Genomic DNA, 21,345 nt, shown 5'->3' with positions numbered 1-21,345 from the left:
CCCCGGCCGCCGACGTCCCGGATAACCGCTACGCGGTTTCCGGGATGACGAAGCAGGAGGGGCGTGGAGCCCTGGGGCGTGTACCACTGCGTTCCAGGGCCACCTTCGGCCGCCGGGTGCTGTACACATCCGGGCCCGCACGGGGCGCCGGGTCGCGTTCAGCGGCGGCGTTCGAGGCGTTCGAAGGTGAAGGGGCAGGCGTGGCGTTCGTCGGCTTCGTGGTGCTCGGACCAGACGACGTCCCAGTCCGCAGGGTCGAGGGCGGGGAAGAAGGTGTCGCCGGCATGGCACTCGTGCACCCGGGTCAGGTGCAGCACGTCGGCGCGCGGCAGGGTCTCCTCGAACAGGCCGGCGCCGCCGATCACGAAGGCGGGGCCGGCCTCGATGGTGGCCAGCGCCGCATCCAGATCGCGATAGACCTCGACACCCTCCGCTTGCCAGTCCGCCTGGCGCGTCAGCACCAGGTTGCGGCGATTCGGCAGCGGCCGTCCGATGGATTCGAAGGTGCGCCGACCCATGATCATCGGGTGACCGGCAGTCATTCGCTTGAAGTGCTGCAGGTCCTTCGGCAGGTGCCAGGGCAGGTCGTTGTCGCGCCCGATCACGTGATCCGGATCGAGCGCGACCATCAGATGAATCTCGGGCTGGGGCATGGGGACTCCGGTAACGCTCAGATCGCGATGGGGGCCTTGATCGGGGGGTGGGACTCATAGTCGCGCACCTCGATGTCGTCGAAGGTGAAGGCGAACAGGTCGGTGACGTCCGGTTTCAGGTGCAGGGTTGGCAGCGGCAGCGGTTCGCGCCCGAGCAGTTCTTCGACCTGCTCCTGGTGGTTGCGGTAGAGGTGGGCGTCGCCGAAGGTATGGACGAACTCGCCGGGCTTCAGGCCCACCACCTGCGCGAGCATGTGGGTCAGCAGCGCGTAGCTGGCGATGTTGAACGGCACGCCTAGAAACACATCCGCGCTGCGCTGGTAGAGCTGGCAGGACAGGCGATCGTCGGCCACGTAGAACTGGAACAGGGTGTGGCAGGGCGCCAGGGCCATGCGCCCGGCCTCCGCGTTGGCCTGTGGCGAGACGGATTCGTCCGGCAGGTCGGCCACGTTCCAGGCGCTGATGATGTGGCGCCGGGAGTGGGGACGGCTCCTCAGGTTGTCGATCAGTTCGGCAAGCTGGTCGTGACCGGCCCAGTTGCGCCACTGCGCGCCGTAGACGGGGCCCAGGTCGCCGGCCGCGGTGGCCCACTCGTCCCAGATGCGGACCTTGTGCTCGCGCAGGTAGCCGACATTGGTATCACCGGCGATGAACCACAGCAGTTCGTGGATCACCGAGCGCAGGTGGGTGCGCTTGGTGGTAACCAGCGGGAAGCCGTCGGCCAGGTCGAAGCGCATCTGGTAGCCGAATACCGAGCGCGTACCGGTACCGGTGCGGTCCGGGCGGTCCGTGCCGTAATCGCGGATGTGCCGCACCAGGTCCAGGTATTGCTGCATCTCAGGAGGCCTCCGGGGCCGGGCGGGGTGCGGGCAGGGGGTTGCGCCGCGACCAGACGATCAGGGCAACGCCGAACAGGATCACTGGCAGGCTGAGGGCCTGGCCCATGGTGAGCCAGTCGAAGGCGAGGTAGCCGATGTGTGCATCCGGCACGCGCACGAACTCGACCGCGAAGCGGAAACTGCCGTAGAGCGTCAGGAACAGCCCGGAGATCAGTCCGGTACGCCGCGGCTGGCGCGAGACGACCCACAGCACCACGAACAGCACCAGCCCCTCGAGGAAAGCCTGGTACAACTGCGAAGGATGGCGCGGGATGTAGTCCGCGGCCGGAAAGACCATCGCCCAGGGCAGGTCGGTGGGCTTGCCCCACAGCTCGCCGTTGATCCAGTTGCCGATGCGCCCGGCCCCCAGGCCGATCGGGATCAGGGGGGCGATGAAGTCGGTCAGACGGAAGAACGGCTGGCCGATCTTGCGGGCGTACAGCCAGCAGGTGACCAGCACGCCGGCCAGCCCGCCGTGGAAGGCCATGCCGCCTTCCCAGATGCGGAACAGGCTCAGCGGGTCGGCCAGCGTGGTGTCCAGGTTGTAGAACAAGCCATACCCGAGGCGCCCGCCGATGACGACGCCGATCACGCCCCAGAACAGCAGGTCGCCCACCTGCCAGGGGTGGAGCGGATCCCAGTCGCGGGTGCGCGTGCGCCAGACCCCAAGGGCCCAGAAGGCGCCGAAGCCGACCAGGTACATCAGGCCGTACCAGTACAGGGTCAGCGGGCCGACGGACAACGCGACCGGGTCGATAAACGGGTGTGTGGGCATGGGCGCTTGCGGATGAAAAACCGGCTGCACATGCTACTCGCCCGGGCCCCGGCATGCACCTGCATGCGGGCAGCCCGATCTATTTTTCCAGGTTCTCCAGGAGGCCGCGCGATGAATCGACTGGCCGGGGCCAGCAGCCCGTATCTGCTGCAGCACGCCGACAATCCCGTGGACTGGTACCCCTGGGGCGAGGAGGCGCTGGAACGCGCACGCCGCGAGGACAAGCCAATCCTGCTGTCGATTGGCTACTCTGCCTGCCACTGGTGCCACGTGATGGCCCACGAGTCCTTCGAGGCCCCGGACACCGCTGCGGTGATGAACGAGCGCTTCGTCAACATCAAGGTGGACCGCGAGGAACGCCCGGACCTCGACCGCATCTACCAGAACGCGCACATGCTGCTGTCCCAGCGCCCCGGTGGCTGGCCGCTGACCGTCTTCCTGACCCCGGACCAGGTGCCGTTCTTTGCCGGGACCTACTTCCCGAGCACCCCGCGCCACGGCCTGCCGTCGTTCGTGGACCTGATGACCCGGGTGTCCGATTTCCTCGCCGAGCACCCCGAGGAGATCCAGCGCCAGAACGACTCGTTGCAGCAGGCACTGGGGCGGATCTACAGCCCGGCCGGTGGCGCGATCCCGGCCCTCAGTGTCATCGACAAGGGGCGCGCCGAACTGGCGAAGACCTTCGACGAGCAGTTCGGCGGTTTCGGTGACGCCCCCAAGTTCCCGCACCCAGCCTCGCTCGAGTGGCTGGCCTGGCACTCGGCGCGCCATGGCGATGCCGAGGCGGAGCGCATGCTGGCCCGCACGCTGGATGCGATGGCCGCCGGCGGGATCTTCGATCAGGTGGGCGGTGGCTTTTGCCGTTACTCGGTGGATGCCCGCTGGATGATCCCGCACTTCGAGAAGATGCTCTACGACAACGGGCCGTTGCTGGCACTGTACGCCGAGCGCGCCGCGCACGGCGACGAATGCGCGCGGCGGGTGGTGGAGCCGACGGTCGCCTGGCTGGAGCGCGAGATGCGGGATCCCTCCGGGGCCTTTTATTCGAGCCTGGACGCGGACTCCGAGGGCGAGGAAGGACGCTTCTATGTCTGGGACCCGGAGACGGTCCAGGCGCTCCTGACGGAGGACGAGTGGGCCGTCGCCAGCCGGGTCTGGGGACTCCACGGCCCGGCCAATTTCGAGGGGCGCTGGCATCTGCACGAGGTGGCACCAGCGGCGACCGTCGCGGATGCGCTGGGGATCGACGAAGCGGAGGCGAACACGCGTCTGGACCGGGCCCGCGAACGCCTGCTCGCGGCACGCGAGGACCGGGTGCGACCGCATCGCGACGAGAAGATCCTGGGCGCCTGGAATGCCCTGATGATCGCGGGCCTGGCGCGTGCCGCGCGCGCCCTGGAGCGCCCGGAATGGTTGCGCCTGGCACGCGAGGCGATGACCGCCGTGCGCGAGCGTCTGTGGCGCGACGGCCGGTTGTACGCCAGCGTGCGCGAGGGGGCGACCGGCGCGATGCCGCGCGCCTACCTGGACGATCACGCCCTGTTGCTGGAGGCCACGCTGGCGCTGCTGGAGGCCGAGTGGGACAGCGACCTGCTGGCCTGGGCCACCACGCTGGCCGACACCCTGCTGGAGGACTTCGAGGACCGCGAACAGGGCGGTTTCTTCTTCACCGCCCGGGATCACGAGGCACTGATCCAGCGCCCGAAGGTCTATGCCGACGATGCCATGGCGGCCGGCAACGGGACCGCCGCTCAGGTATTGCAGAAACTCGGGTTCCTGCTGTCCGAACCCCGCTACCTGGAGGCGGCCGAGCGCACGCTGGCGAACGCCGGCCCGATGGTCGAGCAGGCGCCACTGGGCCACATGAGCCTGCTGACCGCGCTGGACATCCATTACCAGGCGCCGGCCCTGGTCGTGCTGCGGGGGCCAGCCGACGAACTTCCCGCGTGGCAGCAGCGACTGCGGGCGCAGGATGCTCCGGTGTGGACCTTCGCGATTCCCGCGCAGGCCGGCGATCTGCCCGCCGCGCTCGCAGAGAAAGCCGCCCCGGAGACGGGCGTGCGGGCCTATGTCTGTCGCGGGTTGCAGTGCGCGGCCCCGGTGACCGATCCCGTTGCGCTGGAAGGTGCGCTCGACGAGGGTTGAATCGCCCGGACTCGCACCCACGGTAGAATGAGAGCCCGTGTGTAGGAGCCTGCAAGCAGGCTCCTGCGGGGGGTAGTCCGATTCATTGCAAAAGGGAATATTCGAATGAGCGAGAAGAAGCTGATGGATTTCGTCGCCGAGGCGCGGAAGAACGTGAAGGAGATCGCCCCGGCGGATCTTGCCGAGAAGATGGAGAACGGCGAGGACTGGCTGGTGGTGGATGTGCGCGAGCCCTATGAGTTCGAAAAGATGCACGCGCCGAACTCCATCCTGGTTCCGCGTGGCCTGCTGGAGGGTGCGGCCGATCCCAACACCCCGCACCGCATTGATGCGCTGGTGAACGCGCGCGAGAAGCCGGTGGCCGTGATGTGCGCAACCGGCGGCCGTGCCGCGATGTCCGTGCAGCGACTGCAGGACATGGGCTTTACCAACGTGGTGAACATCGCCGGCGGTATCAAGAGCTGGGAAGGCGAGGACCTGCCGGTGGAATCCGGCGCCTACACGGGCCCGCTGCCGTAGCAGGGGCTGGCGGGGCGGGGGCAGGGGCCTCCGCCCCGAACGGTGCCGTCTTCGGGCACGGTTCCGGCGGCGGGTTCATCCGACCGTCATCGTTCCTACACGGGGCGGTCAACCACGCGGCGTAGTCTCCGGGACAGTTCAGCCGGAGGTCGCCACCATGAGCGAACCGCAGCTGTCCCCAGCTACACCGATCGCGGCAAACGAAACCGCCTACCGCATCCACCTCGCGTCCAGCCCGTCGGAGCTCGAGGCGGCCCAGCGCCTGCGCCACGAGGTCTTCGCTGGCGAGATGGGGGCTGCGCTTCCGGATGCTGGATCCGGTCTGGACCGGGATCCCCTGGACCCCTTCTGTCATCACCTGCTGGTGCGCGAACGGCGCTCCGGTACGGTGGTTGCCTGCACCCGCATCCTCACCGAGGAGAGCGCCAGCACGGCCGGTGGCTTCTACTCGCTGTCCGAATTCGAACTGGGCCCGTTGATGAATCTCCCGGGGAAGACTCTGGAGATCGGCCGCACCTGCGTGCGCGCGGATCATCGTCAGGGGGCCGCGATCAACGCGCTGTGGACCGGCCTGGCGCGGTTCATGAACGCCCATCGTTACGACTACCTGATGGGCTGTGCGAGCCTGCCATTGAGCGAGCAGACGCCGGCCCAGCTGGCCTGGCTACGCCTGTTCCATCGAGCCCCGTCACGTCTGCGGGTGACGCCGCGTCGGCCGCTGCCTAATTCCCTGACCATCTGCCATGGCACACCCAGCCGTACCGGGCTGCCGCCGTTGCTGAAAGCCTACCTTCGCCTGGGTGCCCGGGTCTGCGGCGAGGCCTGTTTCGATCCCGATTTCAATGTGGCCGACGTGCTTGTCCTGCTGGATGTGCGCGCCATGCCGGACCGTTACCATCGGCACTTCATGGGCGCTATGACGCCCGCAAGCCGAGGAACGGAGCATGACCGGAACACTGCGGGCACTGGGTAGGCTGATGCGCATCGTGCTGCACATGCTGGCGGGGGTCTGGCTGACCTGGAGGATGGTCCGCCGGGGGGCCGATTTCGCGGAACGCAGCCGCATCCGCCGCGCCTGGTACGACCGCGCGCTGTGGATCGTGGGGGTGCGGCTCCGGATCCATGGCGAGGAACCCCGGCGTACATCACTGGTGGTGGCCAACCATGTCTCCTGGCTGGATATCCCGCTGATCGGCGCCGCGATGGACACCTGTTTCCTCTCCAAGGCGGAGATCGCACGTTGGCCGATCATCGGCTGGCTCGGTCGTCAGCATGACACCCGCTTTATCGAACGCGGGGCCAATCAGGCGTCGGCCCACTTCGAGGCGATGCGGGCCGGGCTCGACGAGGGCCTGCAGTTCGTGGTGTTCCCGGAAGGCACGACCAGCCGCGGCGAGTTCGTACGCCGGTTTCATCCGCGACTGTTTGCGGCCGTGGCCGGCACCCAGCATCCGGTGCAGCCGGTGGCGCTGGCCTACGAAGGCATGCCGAACGGCCCGGTGCCGGTGTCCTACGCGGAAGACGATCGCCTGATCTCGAATGTCTGGAAGCTGTTGTGTCGGCGCGAGACGCACGTGGACCTGCATCTTCTGGCCCCGCTGGAATCCGCCAACCAGGATCGGCGCAGTCTGGCCGACGGCGCCCGCAGCGCCATTGTCGATGTGCTCGGCCTGCCGGTCGATCCGCCTTCGGGGCGCGCAAGCGCCCGCGCCTCGTAGCGGCGGGCGGGGAGGGGGTTCACCATGTCGTCGCCGCTACACACGGAATCCCGCCGCCCCTCCCGCCCATGTCTGAACCTGGCCCTGGTGACCGAGACCTGGCCACCGGAGGTCAATGGTGTGGCCCATACCCTCGCGCGCCTGGTTGAGGGGATGCGCAGCCGCGGCCATCGCGTGCAGGTGCTGCGTCCGTGCCAGCCGGGCGAATCGAAGGCCGTCGTCGTGGACCCGCTGGAGACGGACGGTTTAATGGAGGAGCGGCCATTGCCGGGGTTGCCGCTTCCGGGCTACAGCGGTTTGCGCATGGGATTGCCGGCTCGCCGGCGCTTGACGGCGCTGTGGACCGAACACCGGCCCGACGCTGTGTATGTCGCGACCGAAGGGCCGCTTGGCCACTCGGCCCTGCGCGCGGCACGGCGCCTCGGGATCCCCGTCGCATCGGGGTTTCACACCCATTTCGATGGCTATGCCCGATACTACGGCGTGGGCTGGCTGACGCCTCTGGTGCGGGCCGTCCTGCGCCGTTTCCACAATCGCTGCGACGTAACCCTGGCCCCCACGCAGGCACTGGCCACAAGCCTTGCAGGCCATGGCTTCGAGCGCGTGCGGGTGATGGCGCGCGGCGTGGATACCCGGCACTTCACGCCGGCACGGCGATCCTCGCGCCTGCGTCGGCAATGGGGGCCCGGGCCGGTGGTCCTGTACGTCGGCCGACTGGCGCCAGAGAAGAATCTGGGGCTGGTGGTGGAAGCCTTCCGAACATTGCAGGAGCGCCTGCCCGACGCCCGCCTGGTACTGGTAGGCGACGGACCCTCCCGTGTCGCGCTTGAGCGGGCACACCCGGACCTGATCTTTACCGGGCAGCAGGTGGGGCAGGCCCTGGCCCAGCACTACGCCAGCGCCGACCTGTTCCTGTTCCCATCCACCTCCGAGACCTTCGGCAACGTGGTGATCGAGGCCATGGCCAGCGGGCTCCCGGTGCTGGCCTTCGATACCGCGGCGGCTCACGAGCACGTGATCAGCGGCGTGAGCGGTGCCCGGGTGCGCTTTACCGGAGACGTCACCGTGGATGCGGCGGCTTTCCTCATGGTCGCTGCGGAACTCGCACAGGCCCGGGAGGGGTGGAGCGAGATGGGGCGCCACGCCCGGGCGTGCGCCCGGGGCCTTGATTGGGTCGAGGTGGTCGCCGAGTTCGAAACGGTTTGTCTGGAACTGCTAGGAGAGGCGCGCGATGCGAGTCCTGCACTGGATGGATGAGTTCGAGCTGGCGGTCTGCCAGCGGTTCAATCACTACAATCGCCGTCGCGCCGTCAGCGGGTTCTTCGGCTGGATCAGCCGCCTGGGCGATGGGGCCATCTGGTATGCGCTGATGCTTGCCCTGCCACTGATCCATGGGCCGCAGGCGGCCTGGGTCAGTCTGCAGATGGCGGTAGTGGGGCTGGCCTCGCTGCCGCTCTACAAGTGGCTGAAACGGCGCACCAGCCGGCGTCGCCCCTGCCATCGTGGTCGTCCGTTCGCGCGCACCGTGGATCCGCTGGATGAGTTCAGTTTCCCCTCCGGCCATACCATGCACGCGGTGGGGTTTGCGGTGATCCTGGTGGCTTGGCTCCCGGTGTGGGCGTGGCTGGTCGTGCCGTTCGCGGTGCTGGTGGCCGCCTCGCGGCTGGTGCTGGCCCTGCACTACCCGAGCGATGTCGCCATGGGCGCCTTGATCGGTGCAACGGTGGCTGCGACCGTTCTTGGACTGGTCAGCCTGCTCTGACAGCCGAACCTGCGTCACCCACTTTGTAATCCCGGAAACCGCGCAGCGGTTATCCGGGATCTGGTTGAACGGCCCGGGGCGTTCCCGGAGATCCCGGCTCTCCGCTTCGTTGCGGCCGGGATGACGGGGAGAGGTTTGCTCCGGCCGGGGGGCGGTGACAGCTTCGCTCCGGCCGGGATGACGAGGAGGGCTTCACTCCGGCCGGGATGGCGGGGCGTTCAGGCCTTTCCGGGGTGATGGCCCACGGAATGCCCCGCCGGCTGTGTCCGGGGGCAGGGCGCGGCGTCAGCCGCGCAGGGCGAGCGCTTCCTCGTTGTAGGCGGCGTCGATGGTGACGATGGTCTTTTCCACCAGGCGGAAGCCCTCGACCGGGGCGTCGTCGCCCATGTACTTCAGGCGGGTCGGGCCGATGGACTTGACCGCCTCGGCCCGTTCCATGGTGGCGTCCGGGCTGTCGGAACCGGCGCCGTCCATCAGGGCGACCAGGACCTCGGCCGCGATGGGGTTGCGGTGGTCTCCGCTGCGCGCCTTTTCCAGTGACGCGGCGGGGTCGCCGTCCAGGAACACGCCGTCCATGTGTTCGTCCAGATACTGCAGCAGTTGACTTAGCGTCATGGTGTAGGTCTCCCGTTGGGTCTCGAAGCGCCGTCATCGCTCGCAGGCGATGACGGCGGCCGGTAATGGTTCAGCCTTGCTGCGCGTAGGTGGCGCGGGCGGCGGACAGCGCACGGCCAGGGGTGACCGCGCCCATGTCGGCCAGCACGGCCTCCAGCGCGGACAGGCACAGCAGCACGTTCTTCTCGTTGGCGCCATGGCCCATCAGGCCGATGCGCCAGACCTTGCCCGCGTACGGGCCGAGTCCCGCGCCGATCTCCAGGCCGTAGCGGTTCAGTAGTTCGCCACGTACCGCGGCCTCGTCGACGCCTTCCGGCACGTGGATGGTATTCAGCTGCGGCAGGCGATGCTCGGCGTCCACCAGGAAGCTCAGGCCCATGGCCTCGAGTCCGGCGCGCAGGGCGTCGTGATGACGGTTGTGGCGCGACCAACTGTTCTCCAGGCCCTCTTCGGCCAGGATCACCAGCGATTCGTGCAGGGCGTACAGGGCGTTGATCGGCGCGGTGTGGTGGTAGGCACGCTTGCCGCCGCCGCCCCAGTAGCCCATGACCAGGTTGAGGTCGAGAAACCAGCTCTGCACCTTGTGGCTGCGTGCCTGGATGCGTTCCACCGCGCGTTCGCTAAAGCTGACCGGCGACAGGCCCGGGGTGCAGGACAGGCACTTCTGCGAGCCGGAGTAGATCGCGTCCACGCCCCAGTCGTCCACGTACAGCGGGCTGCCGGCGAGGCCCGTGACCGAGTCGACGATGCTCAGGCAGTCATGCTCGCGGGCCAGGCGGCACAGCGTCTCGACATCCGAGCGCGCCCCGGTGGAGGTCTCGGCGTGCACGAAGGCCAGGATTTTCGCGTCCGGGTTGCCCTTCAGCGCGTCCTCGACCTTCTCGGGGGAGACCGGGGCGCCCCAGTCGTCCTCGACCAGGACGGCGGTACCGCCGCAGCGCTCGACGTTCTCCTTCATCCGGGTGCCGAACACGCCGTTGATGCAGACGATGACCTTGTCACCCGGTTCGACCAGGTTCACGAAGCAGGTCTCCATGCCGGCGGAACCGGGGGCGGAGACCGGCAGGGTCAGGGCGTTGTTGGTCTGGAAGGCGTACTGCAGCAGGCCCTTCATCTCCTCCATCATGCCGACAAACACCGGGTCCAGATGGCCGATGATCGGGCGGCTCATCGCGGCGAGCACGCGCGGATTCACGTCGGAGGGGCCGGGGCCCATCAGGGTGCGCTGCGGGGGGAGAAAGGATTTTGCCTGCATGGATGCGTCTACCGGATTGGAAAAGGGGGAATCTAGAGTGCCGTCGGGGCTTGGGCAAGCGCCCCTACGCACCGGCGGGAGTTGCGCCGCAGTGGCGTTCGAGCAGTGTGAGCCAGTGCTCGACCGGCGTATCGGTCCCGTACTGCAGGTGCGTCTGGCAGCCGATGTTGGCGGTCACGATGCGCGCGGGGCCGCTGGCCTCGAGGTTGTCCAGCTTGCGCTGGCGCAGACGGCCCGCCATCGCCGGCTGGAGAATGGAATAGGTTCCGGCCGAGCCGCAGCACAGATGCGGCTCGGCGACCGGCACCAGGTGGAAGCCGGCGGCCTGCAGTAGCGGTTCCACGCGGCCGGCCAGGCCCTGGCCATGTTGCAGGGTGCAGGGGGCATGCCAGGCGACGGGCGGGTGATCTGCCGGCGCCCGGATGCCGAGGCTGCGGATGGTCTGGATATCGAACAGCTCGACCGGGTCGCGGACCTGCGCCGTGAAGCGGGCGGCGCGTGCGGCATACGTCGGGTCGTCGGCGAGGATGTGCGCGTAGTCGCGCAGCATCACGCCGCAGCCGCTGGCGGTGCTGACGACGGCGTCCACCCCGTTCGCAAGAATCGACTCCCAGGCGTCGAGGTTGGCCCGGACCCGCTCGCGGGTGCGCTCCGCGAACGCCAGGTGGTGTTCCACCGCGCCGCAGCAGCGGGCCTCGCCGGCCTCGACCACCTCGATGCCAAGGCGCCCGAGCAGGCCCCGGAGTGCGGCGTTGATGCGGGCGTCGATCGCATCGTGCACGCAGCCGCCGAGCAACAGCACGCGCCCGTGGGGAAAGCCCGCCGGAGTCACCGCGCCAATGTTGGTTGCACCGGCCCGGGCACCGTGGCGTGCGGGCACGCGGCGCTTCAGGGTGGCGGGCAGCACTGGGCGGGCCAGGCGGCCCAGCCCCAGGGCGAGACGGAACGGCCAGCGCGCCGGCAGCGCGCGGACCAGCAGGGTGCGCAGCAGCCGGTCGCGCCAGCCGCGCGGGAGGTCTTCCTCGATCACCTCCCGGCCAAAGGCGACCAGGTGGTTGTAATCGACCCCGGAGGGGCAGGTGGTCATGCAGTTGAGGCAGGTCAGGCAGCGGTCGAGGTGGGTGCGGGTGGTGGCATTTGCCTCGCCGCTCTCCAGGACCTCCTTGATCTGGTAGATGCGTCCGCGCGGACCGTCCAGCTCGTCGCCCTGCTCCTGGTAGGTAGGGCAGGTCGCGTTGCAGAAACCGCAGTGGACGCAGTTGCGCAGGGCCTGTTCGGCGATGCGGGCGGCCGGGTCGCGCTCGAAGCGGGGGTGCAGGCGGGTTTCCATGGTCTCAGCTTGCCCGTGCGATACGCGGATGGGGGGCGAGCAGCGGGGCGAAGAATATCCCGTCCGGATCCAGGGCGGCGCGGACCTCGCCCTCCAGCCGTGCATGCGGCGCGGGCCGCGGTTGCAGCCAGGCGGCGCCGGCCGGATCGCCGAACCACAGCCGTGCATGCCCGCCCGCATCTTCGACCGCTGCGCGGACCGTGTCCGGGCTGGCGGTGGAGCGCAGCCAGCGCTCGCCACCGCCCCAGTTGAGCAGCCAGTCGCCCGGCAGATCCAGCGGCGGGGTCGCCGGCGGCAGGCTCAGGCGCCAAAGGCGTTCGCTGCCGGTCACCGCTCGAGTGAGGAAAGGCAGGTGGCGGTCGCGCAGCCGTGTCCAGAAGGCCGGGCCGTCAACGTCCGGCTCGGCACCGAGGCGCTCGGCGGCCTCCTGTACGGCCTCCTGGCCACCGCCCAGGCGGATGTGGCTGACCCCGTCGGCCCAGGCCAGACCCGAGAACGGCAGGGCGGTGCGGCCCCAGTCGCGCGCCTGCTCGATGAAGGCCGCGGCGGAGCTCTCCTGGCGCAGCCAGGCCTGGTACGCGGGGGCGGGCAGCAGCTTGAAGCTGATCTCCAGCAGCAGCCCCAGGCTGCCGAGGCTGCCGGCCATCAGCCGCGAGACGTCGAAGCCGGCGACGTTCTTCATGACCTCGCCGCCGAAGCGCAGGATCTCGCCGCGACCGTTGACGATACGGGTGCCAAGCACGGCGTCGCGCAGGCTGGCGGTCCAGGGGCGCCGGGCGCCGGACAGGCCCAGGGCCACCATGCCGCCCACGGTGCTGGAGGGCGTGGGCATGGCCGGTTCGAAGGGCAGCATCATGCCGACCTCCTCCAGCGCGGCCTGCAGTTCCATCACCGGTGTGCCGGCGCGCACGGTCACCACCAGCTCGCTGGGCGCCAGGTTGACGATGCCCTGGTGACCGCTGGCCTCCAGCGGTCGGACGTCCGCCTCGAGGCCGGCGGGAAAGGCAAGCGTGCGCTGACTCCCGCCACCGGCAAGGGCCAGGCGGTGGCCGGCATCGCCGGCCGAGCGGATGCGCTCGGCCAGCATCGCGGACTGGTCGGTTCCGGTCTCCATCAAGCGCGGGCGCGACCGGGCGCTAGCCCGTCTCCAGGGCCAGGCGCACGCGCTCCAGACGATGACGCACATCCGTGGCCAGGTCCTCGACGCCGGGCTTGTCAACCAGTCCCATCACCGCGACCGGATCCATGAAGCCGACGGTGCAGGTGCCGTTCTCGTTGTCCTGTACCAGCACGTTGCAGGGCAGCAGCAGGCCAATGTTGGGATCGGCCTCGATAGCCTGCCGGGCGAGGTTCGGGTTGCAGGCGCCGAGGATGCGGTAGGGCCGGTAATCGAGGTCCAGTTTCTTCTTGAAGGCCCCGGCCACGTCGATGTCGCTGAGGATGCCGAAGCCTTCCTCGCCCAGGGCGGCCGTGGTGCGCTCGATCACGCTGGCAATATCGCCCTGGACGATCACGTTGAATCCGTACTTGGGTTGTTCCATGGCGGGTACTCCGTTGGCAATGGATGTGGCTACGCCGAAAGCGCCGGGGCGTCGGCGGTCGGGCCGCTTCCCGGCGGTTCCGAGCGTCGGCGCTGGTTCCAGGCTATCAGCAGACCCAGCGCCAGGGCTGGCAAGTAGAACCAGTACGGGCTGGGGCGGTCGGTCGGTACCAGTACGCCGGTGATCGACCAGCCACCCTCCAACCCTACTCGGCCGGCCGGGCTGCCGAAAGCAACCGTCTGGATCTGTGCCTTCTGGTCGTCCGGGTCGAAGCGCACGTCCAGCCCGGCGTCGGCCAGGCGCTCGCGCGGCGCCAGGTCGGGATCGCCCAGCGGGAACATCACGGTGCGCGTGATCTCGCGCCCCTCGAGGTCGATGCCGGTGGCCTCCAGGCGCAGCGAGTTGCGGTCCGGGATGGTCTCGACGACCTCGAAAAGGGTCTCCGCCGGTTGGTGCTGGTGAGGCGGCACGATGCGATCCATCAGCACCGTCGGGACCAGCAGCACGAAGGCGACCACCAGCAGGGCGGCGGACTCCCAGTAGCGGCTGCGGGTCAGGAACCAGCCCTGGGTGGCCGCGGTAAAGGCGAGGATGCCGGCCAGCGAGCCGAAGAACACCAGGGCCAGCTGGAACACATTGTCCACCCCGATCAACAGCAACTGGCTGTTGAAGATGAAGAAGAACGGCAACGCGATGGTGCGCAGGCTGTAGGCGAAGGCCTGGATCCCGGTGCGGATCGGGTCGGCCTTGGCGATTGCCGCGCCGGCAAAAGAGGCCAACCCCACCGGTGGCGTCACATCCGCCATGATGCCGAAATAGAACACGAACAGGTGGGCCGCGATCAGCGGGATCAGGATGTCGTGTTGCGCCCCCAGATCGACGATGATCGGCGCCATCAGGGTCGCCACGACGATGTAGTTCGCGGTGGTCGGCAGGCCCAGTCCGAGGACCAGGCTGATCAGTGCGGTCAGCACCAGCACCAGCAGCAGGTTGCCGCCGGACAGGGTATCCACCAGGTCGGTCAGCACCAGCCCGACGCCGGTCATCGCCACCGTGCCGACGATGATCCCGGCCGCGGCGGTGGCCAGGCCGATACCGATCATGTTGCGCGCGCCGGTCTCGAAGCCCTGGAACAGTTCCCAGACCCCGACCCACGCGGCTTGCAGGAGACGCCCCTGGCGCCGGAACAGGGCCACCAGCGGGCGCTGGGTCAGCACGATGAAGATCATGAACGCCACCGCCCAGAACGCCGCCAGCCCCGGCGACAGGCGTTCGACCACCAGCGCCCAGACCAGCACCACCAGCGGCAGCAGGTAGTGCAGCCCGCTCAGGACCGTGGGGGCGACCCGCGGCAGCGGGCGCTCGGTATCCAGGGCCTCGGGGTCCGGCTCGCGCGCGACGATCCAGACCAGTACCAGGTAGGTGGCGAACAACAGGCCGGCGATGATCCAGGCCGCGGCGTCGCCGGCGACGGTCTTGATCCAGCCCAGTCCCCAGTACACCGCACCCGCCAGGATGATCAGGCTGGCCACGGTCAGGGCGAAGCTGATCAGGCGTCCGCGCCAGGTCGTCACGGTGGCGCGCTGGAGGCCCTCCATGCCGTTCTTGCAGGCCTCCAGGTGGACGATGTAGATCAGCGCGATATAGGCGATCAGCGCCGGCAGGATGGCGTGCTTGAGCACCTCGACATAGGGGATGCCGACGTACTCGACCATCAGGAACGCGGCGGCGCCCATCACCGGCGGCATCAGCTGCCCGTTGACCGAACTGGCGACCTCCACGGCCCCGGCCTTGTGCGGGGCGAAGCCCACCCGCTTCATCAGCGGAACCGTGAAGGTGCCGGTGGTGACCACGTTGGCGATCGACGAGCCGGAGACCACGCCGGTCATTCCGGAGGCCAGCACCGCCGCCTTGGCCGGGCCGCCACGCAGGTGCCCGAGCAGGGCGAAGGCGACGCGGATGAAGTAGTCACCGGCCCCGGCGCGTTCCAGCAGCGCCCCGAACAGCACGAACAGGAACACGAAGCTGGTGGAGACCCCCAGCGCGATGCCGAACACCCCCTCGTTGGACAGCCATTGCTGGGCCATCGCGCGCGGGTAGCTGGCGCCGCGATGGGCGATCAGGTCCGGCATCAGCGGCCCGGCGAAGGTATAGAACAGGAAGATCGCGGCGATGATGGTCAGCGCCGGGCCGAGCACCCGGCGGGTCGCCTCGAGCAGCAGGATCAGACCGATCCCGGCTATGATCAGGTCCAGTTCGGTGGGGGCGCCGGGACGTGCCGCCAGGGCCTCGTGGAACAGGTACAGGTACAGGGCACTGAAGGCCGCGACCGCGGCGAACACCCAGTCCCCCAGCGGCACGCGATGCACGGGGTCGTTCCCGCGCAGCAGCGGCCAGGCCACGGCGACCAGGGCGATGCCGAGCGCAAGGTAGACCTCGCCCAGGCGTTCCAGGCCGAGGAACTGCCACAGCCCCAGTGCGATCAGGGCCAGCCCACCCAGGGCATAGAGGATGCCGATGGCGTGCTGCCAGCCCTTGCCGCGGGCGGTTGCGCGGACCGCCGGGAATAGCAGATAGCCGAGGAAGATCGCGAACGCCAGGTGGATCGAGCGGGCCTCGGTCTCGGAGACGACGAAGATGTCCACCCAGTCGGCGATCGGCGAGGCGATCCAGATCTGGAACAGCGACCAGGCCACGGCGGTGAGCCAGATCAGGCTGCGGGTGGCGCGGCCCGGGTGGCGGCCGCCGGTCTCCAGTTCGGCGACCTGGCGGTCATCCGGGGCGGCTGGGTCCTGGGGTCGAGTCTCAGTCATCGATCAGTCCTGCCTCGCGGAAATAGCGCCGTGCGCCGGGGTGCATGGGGGCGGACAGGCCCTCGTCCACCATGCCCTCGCGTTCGAGACCGCTGAACGCCGGGTGCAGGCCGCGGAAGGTGTCGAAGTTGTCGAATACGGCGCGGGTCAGCTCGTAGGCAGCGGTGTTCGAGGTGCGGTCCGAGGTGACCAGGGTGGCGCCGACCCCGTAGGTGCGGATGTCCTGGTCCTGCCCCGGGTAAGTATCGGCGGGGATCACGGCCGTGAGGTAATAGGGCGTCGAGCGGATCAGCTCCTCGATCGCCGGGCCCTCGATGGACACCAGGCGGGCGTCGCAGGTGGCGATCGGCTCCTGGATCGCCGCCGACGGATGCCCGACCGAGAAGACGAAGGCGTCGATCCGGTTGTCGCACAGCGCCTGCGCCTGCTCGCGCGAGGGCAGTTCGCCGACGCGGCGGAAGGTGTCGTGGTCCCAGCCGAGCTCCGCCATCAGCTCTTCCATCAGGGTGCGCTGTCCGGAGCCGGGGTTGCCGATGTTCACCCGTTTGCCCGGCAGGTCATCGAGACCCTGGATGTCCGCATCCGGGCGCACCACCAGGGTCAGTGGCTCGGGGTGCAGGCTGAACATCGCCCGCAGGTGGTCGCCGGGTCCGAAGGCCTCGAAGCGGCCGCTGCCATGATAGGCGTGGTACTGGAGATCCGACTGGGCCACGCCGAAGTCCATGTCGCCGGAACGCACCATGTTCAGGTTGAATACCGAACCCCCGGTGCTCTCCGCGGTGCAGCGCATCCCGTGGCTGTCGCGGCGGGTGTTGAACAGCCGGCACAGGTGCTGGCCGGCGGGGTAGTACACGCCGGTGACGCCGCCGGTGCCGATGTTGATGAAGCGTTGTTCCGCCGCGGACAGCGGCGCAAGGAGCAACAGGCCCAGGGCCAGCAGTCCACCGGTCAGGCGGCGTGTCGGGGTGCAGCGCACGTGCGATCCTCGCATGTGTTCTCCGGGGAACAGGCGGTATCGGGAGTGTAGGGAATTGAAGCGCAATGTACACGCCCGCGCGAGTCGCGCGGGCGCACGAATTCGCTGGTTCTATGGCGGGCCGGCGCGTAGTGTGGAAGCTTCACCCGACGCAGGCATTGCTCCATGTGGCTTGAAACCCGCTGTGACTTCGAATTCGAGATCCCGGTCCCGACGCCGTTCGTGCTGATGCTGCGCCCGCGCAGCGGGCCGATCCAGTGGATCGGGCGCGAGGAATACCGGCTGGTGCCGAACGCACCGGTGACCGAGTTCGTGGACGTCTACGGCAATCTCTGCCAGCGCCTGGTGGCGCCGCCAGGGCCTTTCTCGATCCATACGGCGGCCGAGGTGCAAACGGCCGACGCGCTGGAACAAACCCCTGGCGCTCCCTTCGTGGAGGTGCAGTCCCTGCCGGATGCCGTGCTCGGCTATCTGCTGCCCAGCCGTTTTTGCGAGTCGGATCGCTTCAACCTGATGGCAACCGAGATCACGGCCGGCCAGTGGCTGGGCTACGACCAGGTGGCCGCGATCACGCAGTGGTTGCGCGAGCGCATCGAGTATCTCCCGGGCACCAGCGACATCCCGATCTCGGCGGTGGAGGTGAACCAGCGCGGCAGCGGGGTGTGCCGCGATCTGGCCCACCTGGGCATCGCGCTTTGCCGCAGTCTCAGCATCCCGGCGCGCATGGTGGTCGGGTATCTGCACGGCCTGCAGCCGATGGACATGCATGCGTGGTTCGAGGCCTTTGTCGGGGGGCGCTGGTATACCTTCGACCCGACCCAGGCCGAATTGCGTGGCGGCTATGTGGTGGTGGGCTACGGGCGTGATGCGGCCGACGTGGCGATCTACAACCAGTTCGGGCTGCCGGTCTACCCCACGCGCCACGAGGTCGCCGTGCGCCGTATCGAGATGCCCGACTGAGCTCCCGGGGCCCGCATTCCCGGGTAGTGGAAGAGGATTCGTCGCGGCCCGCCAGGAGGGCCGGCCGAGGGTCCGGAAGTCCCTGATTCAACATCGGAAACGCAGCGGAATGGCGCACGCAGGAGAGAGCTTCGCCGCGCCGTCGGGCCGGGGGCGGCCTGAAATAAAGGGCCGGATGGCGTATGCTAAGCGGCCTTTTTGACGGCAGCGCTCCGCTCGGTTGGCGCGCCGAAATCCGCTGAATCCGAAGCTTTGAACGGGAGACCCGAATGTTTTCGATCGACATGAGCATCAACGGCTACGATGACGAACTCTGGAACGCGATCCGCAACGAGGCGCAGCGCCAGGAAGAGCACATCGAGCTGATCGCGTCGGAGAACTACACCAGCCCCCGCGTGATGGAGGCGCAGGGCTCGGTGCTGACCAACAAGTACGCCGAGGGTTACCCGGGCAAGCGTTACTACGGTGGCTGCGAGCATGTCGATGTGGTCGAGCAGCTGGCGATCGACCGCCTGAAGCAGCTCTATGGTGCCGACTATGCCAACGTGCAGCCGCATTCCGGCTCGCAGGCGAATGCCGCGGTCTACATGGCCCTGCTGCAGCCGCATGACACCGTGCTGGGCATGAGCCTGGACGCGGGCGGCCACCTGACCCACGGCGCCAAGCCGAACTTCTCCGGCAAGATCTACAACGCCGTGCAGTACGGCATCACCGACGAAGGCCTGATCGACTACGACGAGGTCCAGCGCCTGGCCACCGAGAACCAGCCGAAGATGATCGTGGCCGGCTTCTCCGCCTATTCGCGCGTGGTGGACTGGAAGCGCTTCCGCGAGATCGCCGATTCCGTGGGTGCCTACCTGATGGTCGACATGGCCCACGTCTCCGGCCTGATTGCCGCCGGCGAGTACCCCAACCCGATCGACCACGCCCACGTGGTCACCTCCACCACGCACAAGTCCCTGCGCGGGCCGCGTGGCGGCTTCATCATCTCCAAGGGCCAGCCGGAACTGAACAAGAAGTTCCAGTCGCTGATCTTCCCGGGCACCCAGGGTGGCCCGCTGATGCACGTCATCGCTGGCAAGGCGGTGGCGTTCAAGGAGGCGCTGGAGCCGGAATTCAAGACCTACCAGAAGCAGGTGATCGCCAATGCCCGCGCGATGGCCGAGGTGCTGGTCGAACGCGGCTTCGACATCGTCTCCGGTGGTACCGATAACCACCTGTTCCTGCTGAGCCTGGTTGCCAAGGGCATCACGGGCAAGGCGGCGGACGCCGCGCTCGGGCGTGCCAACATCACGGTCAACAAGAACGCGGTCCCGAACGACCCGCAGTCCCCGTTCGTCACCTCTGGCATCCGCATTGGTACGGCCGCGCTGACCACCCGTGGCTTCACCGAGTCCGAGTCCCGCGAACTGGCCGGCTGGATCGCCGACGTGCTGGACGATGTCGAGAACGAGCAGGTGATCGACGCGACGCGCGAAAAGGTGCTGGAGATCTGCCGTCGCTTCCCGGTGTACGGCGCCGGCGAATAATTCCGGCCGGGCGCCGGGCTGACGGTTTGCGATGCGCTGTCCGTCCTGTCATGACCAGGACACCCGCGTGGTCGATTCGCGGGTGGCCGGCCCGGAGCAGGAACAGATCCGGCGCCGGCGTCAGTGCCGCGCCTGCGGCGCGCGCTTCACCACCTTCGAGCGGGCGGAGTTCAGCCTGCCGCGGGTGGTCAAGCGTTCCGGCGAACGGGTCGCTTTCGACGAGGAAAAGCTGCGCAGCGGTCTGCGCCGGGCACTGCACAAGCGCCCGGTGAAGACCGACGATGTCGAGTGGGTGATCGACGATATCAAGCGCCAGCTCTCGGCGCTCACCGCCCCCGAGGTGAAGTCCGACCGGATCGGCGAAATGGTGCTGGCGGCCTTGCACGGGCTGGACCATGTGGCCTATATCCGGTTTGCCTCCATCTATCTCAGCTTCGCCAGCGTGCAGTCCTTCCGCGAGGCGATCGAACGGCTGGAGGAAGATCTCAGCCCGGAGATGCGCCGGTCGCAGATGCGCCTGATCGACGAGGAGGCGACCGGCATCGCCCCGGAACCGACAGCGGATGGACGGGCCACCCCGGAGACCGGGAGCGGCTCGGAGAAGGGGGAGTAATGGAGACGCCCACGACCGAGCAGGCGATCGCCGACCGCCGTCACATGGCTCGCGCCCTGAAACTGGCGGACTACGGCCGGTTCACCGCCGATCCGAACCCGCGGGTGGGTTGTGTGATTGTGCGCGATGGCCGCGAGGTCGGTGCCGGCCTGCACTGGAAGGCCGGCGATCCGCATGCCGAGGTGAACGCCCTGCAGGCAGCCGGCGAGGCCGCCCGGGGCGCGACCGCCTATGTCACCCTGGAGCCCTGCAGCCATCACGGCCGTACCCCGCCCTGTACCGATGCGTTGATCCGGGCGGGTGTGGCGAGGGTCGTGATCGCGATGCAGGATCCTAACCCGCAGGTCTGCGGGAGCGGCGTCGGGGCGCTACAGGCGGCGGCCATCCAGGTCGACAGCGGGGTGCTGGAGGCCGAGGCGCGGGCCCTGAACCCCGGCTTCGTCCAGCGCATGGTCCACGGCCGCCCCTGGGTGCGGGTCAAGCTGGCGGCAAGCCTCGACGGGCGCACGGCCATGGCCTCCGGCGAGTCGCAGTGGATTACCGGCGAGGCGGCGCGCCGTGACGTGCAGCTGTGGCGCGCACGCGCTGGGGCGATCCTGACCGGCAGCGGTACCGTGGTCGGCGACGACCCGCGCCTGAACGTGCGGATGAAGCCGCCCGAACTGGCCGTCCACGCCGGCTTCCCCGACGACCCGCACTATCACGACCTGCCCGGGCGTCAGCCCTTGCGGGTGATCGTGGATGCCCGCCTGCGTACGCCGCCGGGATCGCAGATCCTGCGCGAGGGGACGGTCTGGATCCTTACGGGCCCGGACGTCGTGGGCTCGCCCGCGGCGGACGCGCTGCGCGGCAAGGGTGCCGAGGTGCGGGCCGTGCCGTTGGCGGAGGAATCGGCCGAGGGCGGTCTGGATCTGGGCGCCGTGCTGAATGAGCTGGGACGCGCCGAGATCAACGAGCTGCACGTGGAATCCGGCCCCGGCCTGGCGGGGGCACTGGCCCGCGGGGGCTGGGTGGACGAATGGCTGATCTACCAGGCGCCTCTGCTGCTGGGTTCCAGTGCCCGCCCGCTGGTGGAATGGCCGCTGGCGCGCATGGCGGATCGGGCCGAACTCGAGGTCGTCGACAGCCGTTGGGTCGGCGACACTCTGCGCCTGCGTGCCCGTCCGCGTTCGTAAGGGCTTGTTTGCATCACGAAGCGCACGACGACAGGAAGAGCGGGCAGGGCAAGTAGCAAGAGCGATCGACAGGAAGACGGGGAGGATG

General features: G+C 68.7%; 20 protein-coding genes. 10 read left to right on the top strand and 10 right to left on the bottom strand.

Features of this window, described 5'->3' with window-relative positions; genetic code table 11:
• Positions 1 to 158: 158 nt before the first annotated feature.
• Genes F817_RS0100880 through lgt form a run of 3 tightly spaced genes read right to left on the bottom strand, consistent with a single transcriptional unit; the run spans position 159 to position 2,306 of the window.
• Complete coding sequence (locus F817_RS0100880; RefSeq protein WP_018169382.1) at positions 159 to 653, bottom strand: dihydrofolate reductase; 495 nt, start codon at positions 651 to 653, stop codon at positions 159 to 161.
• A gap of 17 nt (positions 654 to 670) precedes the next feature.
• A complete protein-coding gene (locus F817_RS0100875) occupies positions 671 to 1,489 on the bottom strand; it encodes a thymidylate synthase (RefSeq protein ID WP_024325871.1) in 819 nt (272 codons plus the stop codon).
• 1 nt (position 1,490) lies between these two features.
• The gene (gene lgt, locus F817_RS0100870) at positions 1,491 to 2,306 is read right to left on the bottom strand and encodes a prolipoprotein diacylglyceryl transferase (RefSeq protein ID WP_024325870.1); all 816 of its coding nucleotides are present in this window, start codon (positions 2,304 to 2,306) and stop codon (positions 1,491 to 1,493) included.
• A gap of 111 nt (positions 2,307 to 2,417) precedes the next feature.
• Here lgt and F817_RS0100865 point away from each other — a divergent pair, with 111 nt between their 5' ends.
• The 6 genes from F817_RS0100865 (at position 2,418) to F817_RS0100840 (ending at position 8,450) form a co-directional block, all read left to right on the top strand.
• Positions 2,418 to 4,451 carry a thioredoxin domain-containing protein gene (locus tag F817_RS0100865; protein ID WP_024325869.1) on the top strand — a complete coding sequence of 678 codons (2,034 nt, stop codon included), beginning with the start codon at positions 2,418 to 2,420 and terminating at the stop codon, positions 4,449 to 4,451.
• A 105-nt stretch (positions 4,452 to 4,556) separates the two neighbouring features.
• Positions 4,557 to 4,970: a rhodanese-like domain-containing protein gene (locus F817_RS0100860; RefSeq protein WP_018146120.1), complete on the top strand. Its 414-nt coding sequence runs from the start codon at positions 4,557 to 4,559 to the stop codon at positions 4,968 to 4,970.
• A 157-nt stretch (positions 4,971 to 5,127) separates the two neighbouring features.
• The gene (locus tag F817_RS0100855) at positions 5,128 to 5,943 is read left to right on the top strand and encodes a GNAT family N-acetyltransferase (protein WP_018951172.1); all 816 of its coding nucleotides are present in this window, start codon (positions 5,128 to 5,130) and stop codon (positions 5,941 to 5,943) included.
• 4 nt (positions 5,944 to 5,947) lie between these two features.
• A complete protein-coding gene (locus F817_RS0100850) occupies positions 5,948 to 6,688 on the top strand; it encodes a 1-acyl-sn-glycerol-3-phosphate acyltransferase (protein WP_018951173.1) in 741 nt (246 codons plus the stop codon).
• 24 nt (positions 6,689 to 6,712) lie between these two features.
• Positions 6,713 to 7,945: a glycosyltransferase family 1 protein gene (locus F817_RS0100845; protein WP_024325868.1), complete on the top strand. Its 1,233-nt coding sequence runs from the start codon at positions 6,713 to 6,715 to the stop codon at positions 7,943 to 7,945.
• Positions 7,920 to 8,450, top strand: a complete 531-nt coding sequence (locus F817_RS0100840) for a phosphatase PAP2 family protein (protein ID WP_024325867.1) — start codon at positions 7,920 to 7,922, stop codon at positions 8,448 to 8,450. The genes F817_RS0100845 and F817_RS0100840 overlap by 26 nt, the downstream gene beginning before the upstream one ends.
• Positions 8,451 to 8,735: 285 nt before the next feature.
• On the opposite strand, the gene F817_RS0100835 is transcribed toward F817_RS0100840, so the two are convergent.
• The 7 genes from F817_RS0100835 to F817_RS0100805 form a co-directional block, all read right to left on the bottom strand.
• Positions 8,736 to 9,065, bottom strand: a complete 330-nt coding sequence (locus tag F817_RS0100835) for a hypothetical protein (RefSeq protein WP_018169389.1) — start codon at positions 9,063 to 9,065, stop codon at positions 8,736 to 8,738.
• Between the two features lie 70 nt (positions 9,066 to 9,135).
• A complete protein-coding gene (locus F817_RS0100830; protein ID WP_026182143.1) occupies positions 9,136 to 10,320 on the bottom strand; it encodes an alanine--glyoxylate aminotransferase family protein in 1,185 nt (394 codons plus the stop codon).
• 64 nt (positions 10,321 to 10,384) lie between these two features.
• Positions 10,385 to 11,650, bottom strand: coding sequence for a glycolate oxidase subunit GlcF (glcF, locus tag F817_RS0100825; protein WP_024325866.1), 1,266 nt, complete (start codon positions 11,648 to 11,650; stop codon positions 10,385 to 10,387).
• 4 nt (positions 11,651 to 11,654) lie between these two features.
• Entirely contained in the window at positions 11,655 to 12,764 is a 1,110-nt protein-coding gene (gene glcE / locus F817_RS0100820) for a glycolate oxidase subunit GlcE (protein WP_024325865.1), read from the bottom strand.
• Between the two features lie 22 nt (positions 12,765 to 12,786).
• The gene (locus tag F817_RS0100815) at positions 12,787 to 13,191 is read right to left on the bottom strand and encodes a DUF302 domain-containing protein (RefSeq protein ID WP_024325864.1); all 405 of its coding nucleotides are present in this window, start codon (positions 13,189 to 13,191) and stop codon (positions 12,787 to 12,789) included.
• Between the two features lie 29 nt (positions 13,192 to 13,220).
• Complete coding sequence (locus F817_RS0100810) at positions 13,221 to 16,004, bottom strand: TRAP transporter permease (protein WP_024325863.1); 2,784 nt, start codon at positions 16,002 to 16,004, stop codon at positions 13,221 to 13,223.
• Positions 15,997 to 16,995 (bottom strand): TAXI family TRAP transporter solute-binding subunit, encoded by a 999-nt coding sequence (locus F817_RS0100805; RefSeq protein WP_024325862.1) that lies wholly within the window; start codon positions 16,993 to 16,995, stop codon positions 15,997 to 15,999. Before F817_RS0100805 ends, F817_RS0100810 begins: the two co-directional genes overlap by 8 nt.
• 150 nt (positions 16,996 to 17,145) lie before the next feature.
• Here F817_RS0100805 and F817_RS0100800 point away from each other — a divergent pair, with 150 nt between their 5' ends.
• The 4 genes from F817_RS0100800 (at position 17,146) to ribD (ending at position 21,257) form a co-directional block, all read left to right on the top strand.
• Positions 17,146 to 17,940, top strand: coding sequence for a transglutaminase family protein (locus F817_RS0100800; protein ID WP_024325861.1), 795 nt, complete (start codon positions 17,146 to 17,148; stop codon positions 17,938 to 17,940).
• A gap of 269 nt (positions 17,941 to 18,209) precedes the next feature.
• Entirely contained in the window at positions 18,210 to 19,469 is a 1,260-nt protein-coding gene (gene glyA, locus F817_RS0100795; protein WP_024325860.1) for a serine hydroxymethyltransferase, read from the top strand.
• Between the two features lie 31 nt (positions 19,470 to 19,500).
• Positions 19,501 to 20,082 (top strand): transcriptional regulator NrdR, encoded by a 582-nt coding sequence (gene nrdR, locus F817_RS0100790; RefSeq protein WP_029680990.1) that lies wholly within the window; start codon positions 19,501 to 19,503, stop codon positions 20,080 to 20,082.
• Complete coding sequence (gene ribD / locus F817_RS0100785; protein ID WP_024325858.1) at positions 20,082 to 21,257, top strand: bifunctional diaminohydroxyphosphoribosylaminopyrimidine deaminase/5-amino-6-(5-phosphoribosylamino)uracil reductase RibD; 1,176 nt, start codon at positions 20,082 to 20,084, stop codon at positions 21,255 to 21,257. The genes nrdR and ribD overlap by 1 nt, the downstream gene beginning before the upstream one ends.
• The last annotated feature ends 88 nt before the right edge of the window (positions 21,258 to 21,345 follow it).

This window comes from Thioalkalivibrio sp. AKL19, from assembly GCF_000420165.1.
Lineage (GTDB): Bacteria > Pseudomonadota > Gammaproteobacteria > Ectothiorhodospirales > Ectothiorhodospiraceae > Thioalkalivibrio.
The sequence above is the reverse complement of the archived record's forward strand: the minus strand, read 5'-3'. Positions and strand labels throughout refer to the sequence as shown.

Bases quoted from the DNA above. Each gene is read 5' to 3' on its own strand.
- F817_RS0100880 (WP_018169382.1), bottom strand. From the start codon at position 653: ATGCCCCAGCCCGAGATTCATCTGATGGTCGCGCTCGATCCGGATCAC.
- F817_RS0100875 (WP_024325871.1), bottom strand. From the start codon at position 1,489: ATGCAGCAATACCTGGACCTGGTGCGGCACATCCGCGATTACGGCACG.
- lgt (WP_024325870.1), bottom strand. From the start codon at position 2,306: ATGCCCACACACCCGTTTATCGACCCGGTCGCGTTGTCCGTCGGCCCG.
- F817_RS0100865 (WP_024325869.1), top strand. From the start codon at position 2,418: ATGAATCGACTGGCCGGGGCCAGCAGCCCGTATCTGCTGCAGCACGCC.
- F817_RS0100860 (WP_018146120.1), top strand. From the start codon at position 4,557: ATGAGCGAGAAGAAGCTGATGGATTTCGTCGCCGAGGCGCGGAAGAAC.
- F817_RS0100855 (WP_018951172.1), top strand. From the start codon at position 5,128: ATGAGCGAACCGCAGCTGTCCCCAGCTACACCGATCGCGGCAAACGAA.
- F817_RS0100850 (WP_018951173.1), top strand. From the start codon at position 5,948: ATGCGCATCGTGCTGCACATGCTGGCGGGGGTCTGGCTGACCTGGAGG.
- F817_RS0100845 (WP_024325868.1), top strand. From the start codon at position 6,713: ATGTCGTCGCCGCTACACACGGAATCCCGCCGCCCCTCCCGCCCATGT.
- F817_RS0100840 (WP_024325867.1), top strand. From the start codon at position 7,920: ATGCGAGTCCTGCACTGGATGGATGAGTTCGAGCTGGCGGTCTGCCAG.
- F817_RS0100835 (WP_018169389.1), bottom strand. From the start codon at position 9,065: ATGACGCTAAGTCAACTGCTGCAGTATCTGGACGAACACATGGACGGC.
- F817_RS0100830 (WP_026182143.1), bottom strand. From the start codon at position 10,320: ATGCAGGCAAAATCCTTTCTCCCCCCGCAGCGCACCCTGATGGGCCCC.
- glcF (WP_024325866.1), bottom strand. From the start codon at position 11,650: ATGGAAACCCGCCTGCACCCCCGCTTCGAGCGCGACCCGGCCGCCCGC.
- glcE (WP_024325865.1), bottom strand. From the start codon at position 12,764: ATGGAGACCGGAACCGACCAGTCCGCGATGCTGGCCGAGCGCATCCGC.
- F817_RS0100815 (WP_024325864.1), bottom strand. From the start codon at position 13,191: ATGGAACAACCCAAGTACGGATTCAACGTGATCGTCCAGGGCGATATT.
- F817_RS0100810 (WP_024325863.1), bottom strand. From the start codon at position 16,004: ATGACTGAGACTCGACCCCAGGACCCAGCCGCCCCGGATGACCGCCAG.
- F817_RS0100805 (WP_024325862.1), bottom strand. From the start codon at position 16,995: ATGCGAGGATCGCACGTGCGCTGCACCCCGACACGCCGCCTGACCGGT.
- F817_RS0100800 (WP_024325861.1), top strand. From the start codon at position 17,146: ATGTGGCTTGAAACCCGCTGTGACTTCGAATTCGAGATCCCGGTCCCG.
- glyA (WP_024325860.1), top strand. From the start codon at position 18,210: ATGTTTTCGATCGACATGAGCATCAACGGCTACGATGACGAACTCTGG.
- nrdR (WP_029680990.1), top strand. From the start codon at position 19,501: ATGCGCTGTCCGTCCTGTCATGACCAGGACACCCGCGTGGTCGATTCG.
- ribD (WP_024325858.1), top strand. From the start codon at position 20,082: ATGGAGACGCCCACGACCGAGCAGGCGATCGCCGACCGCCGTCACATG.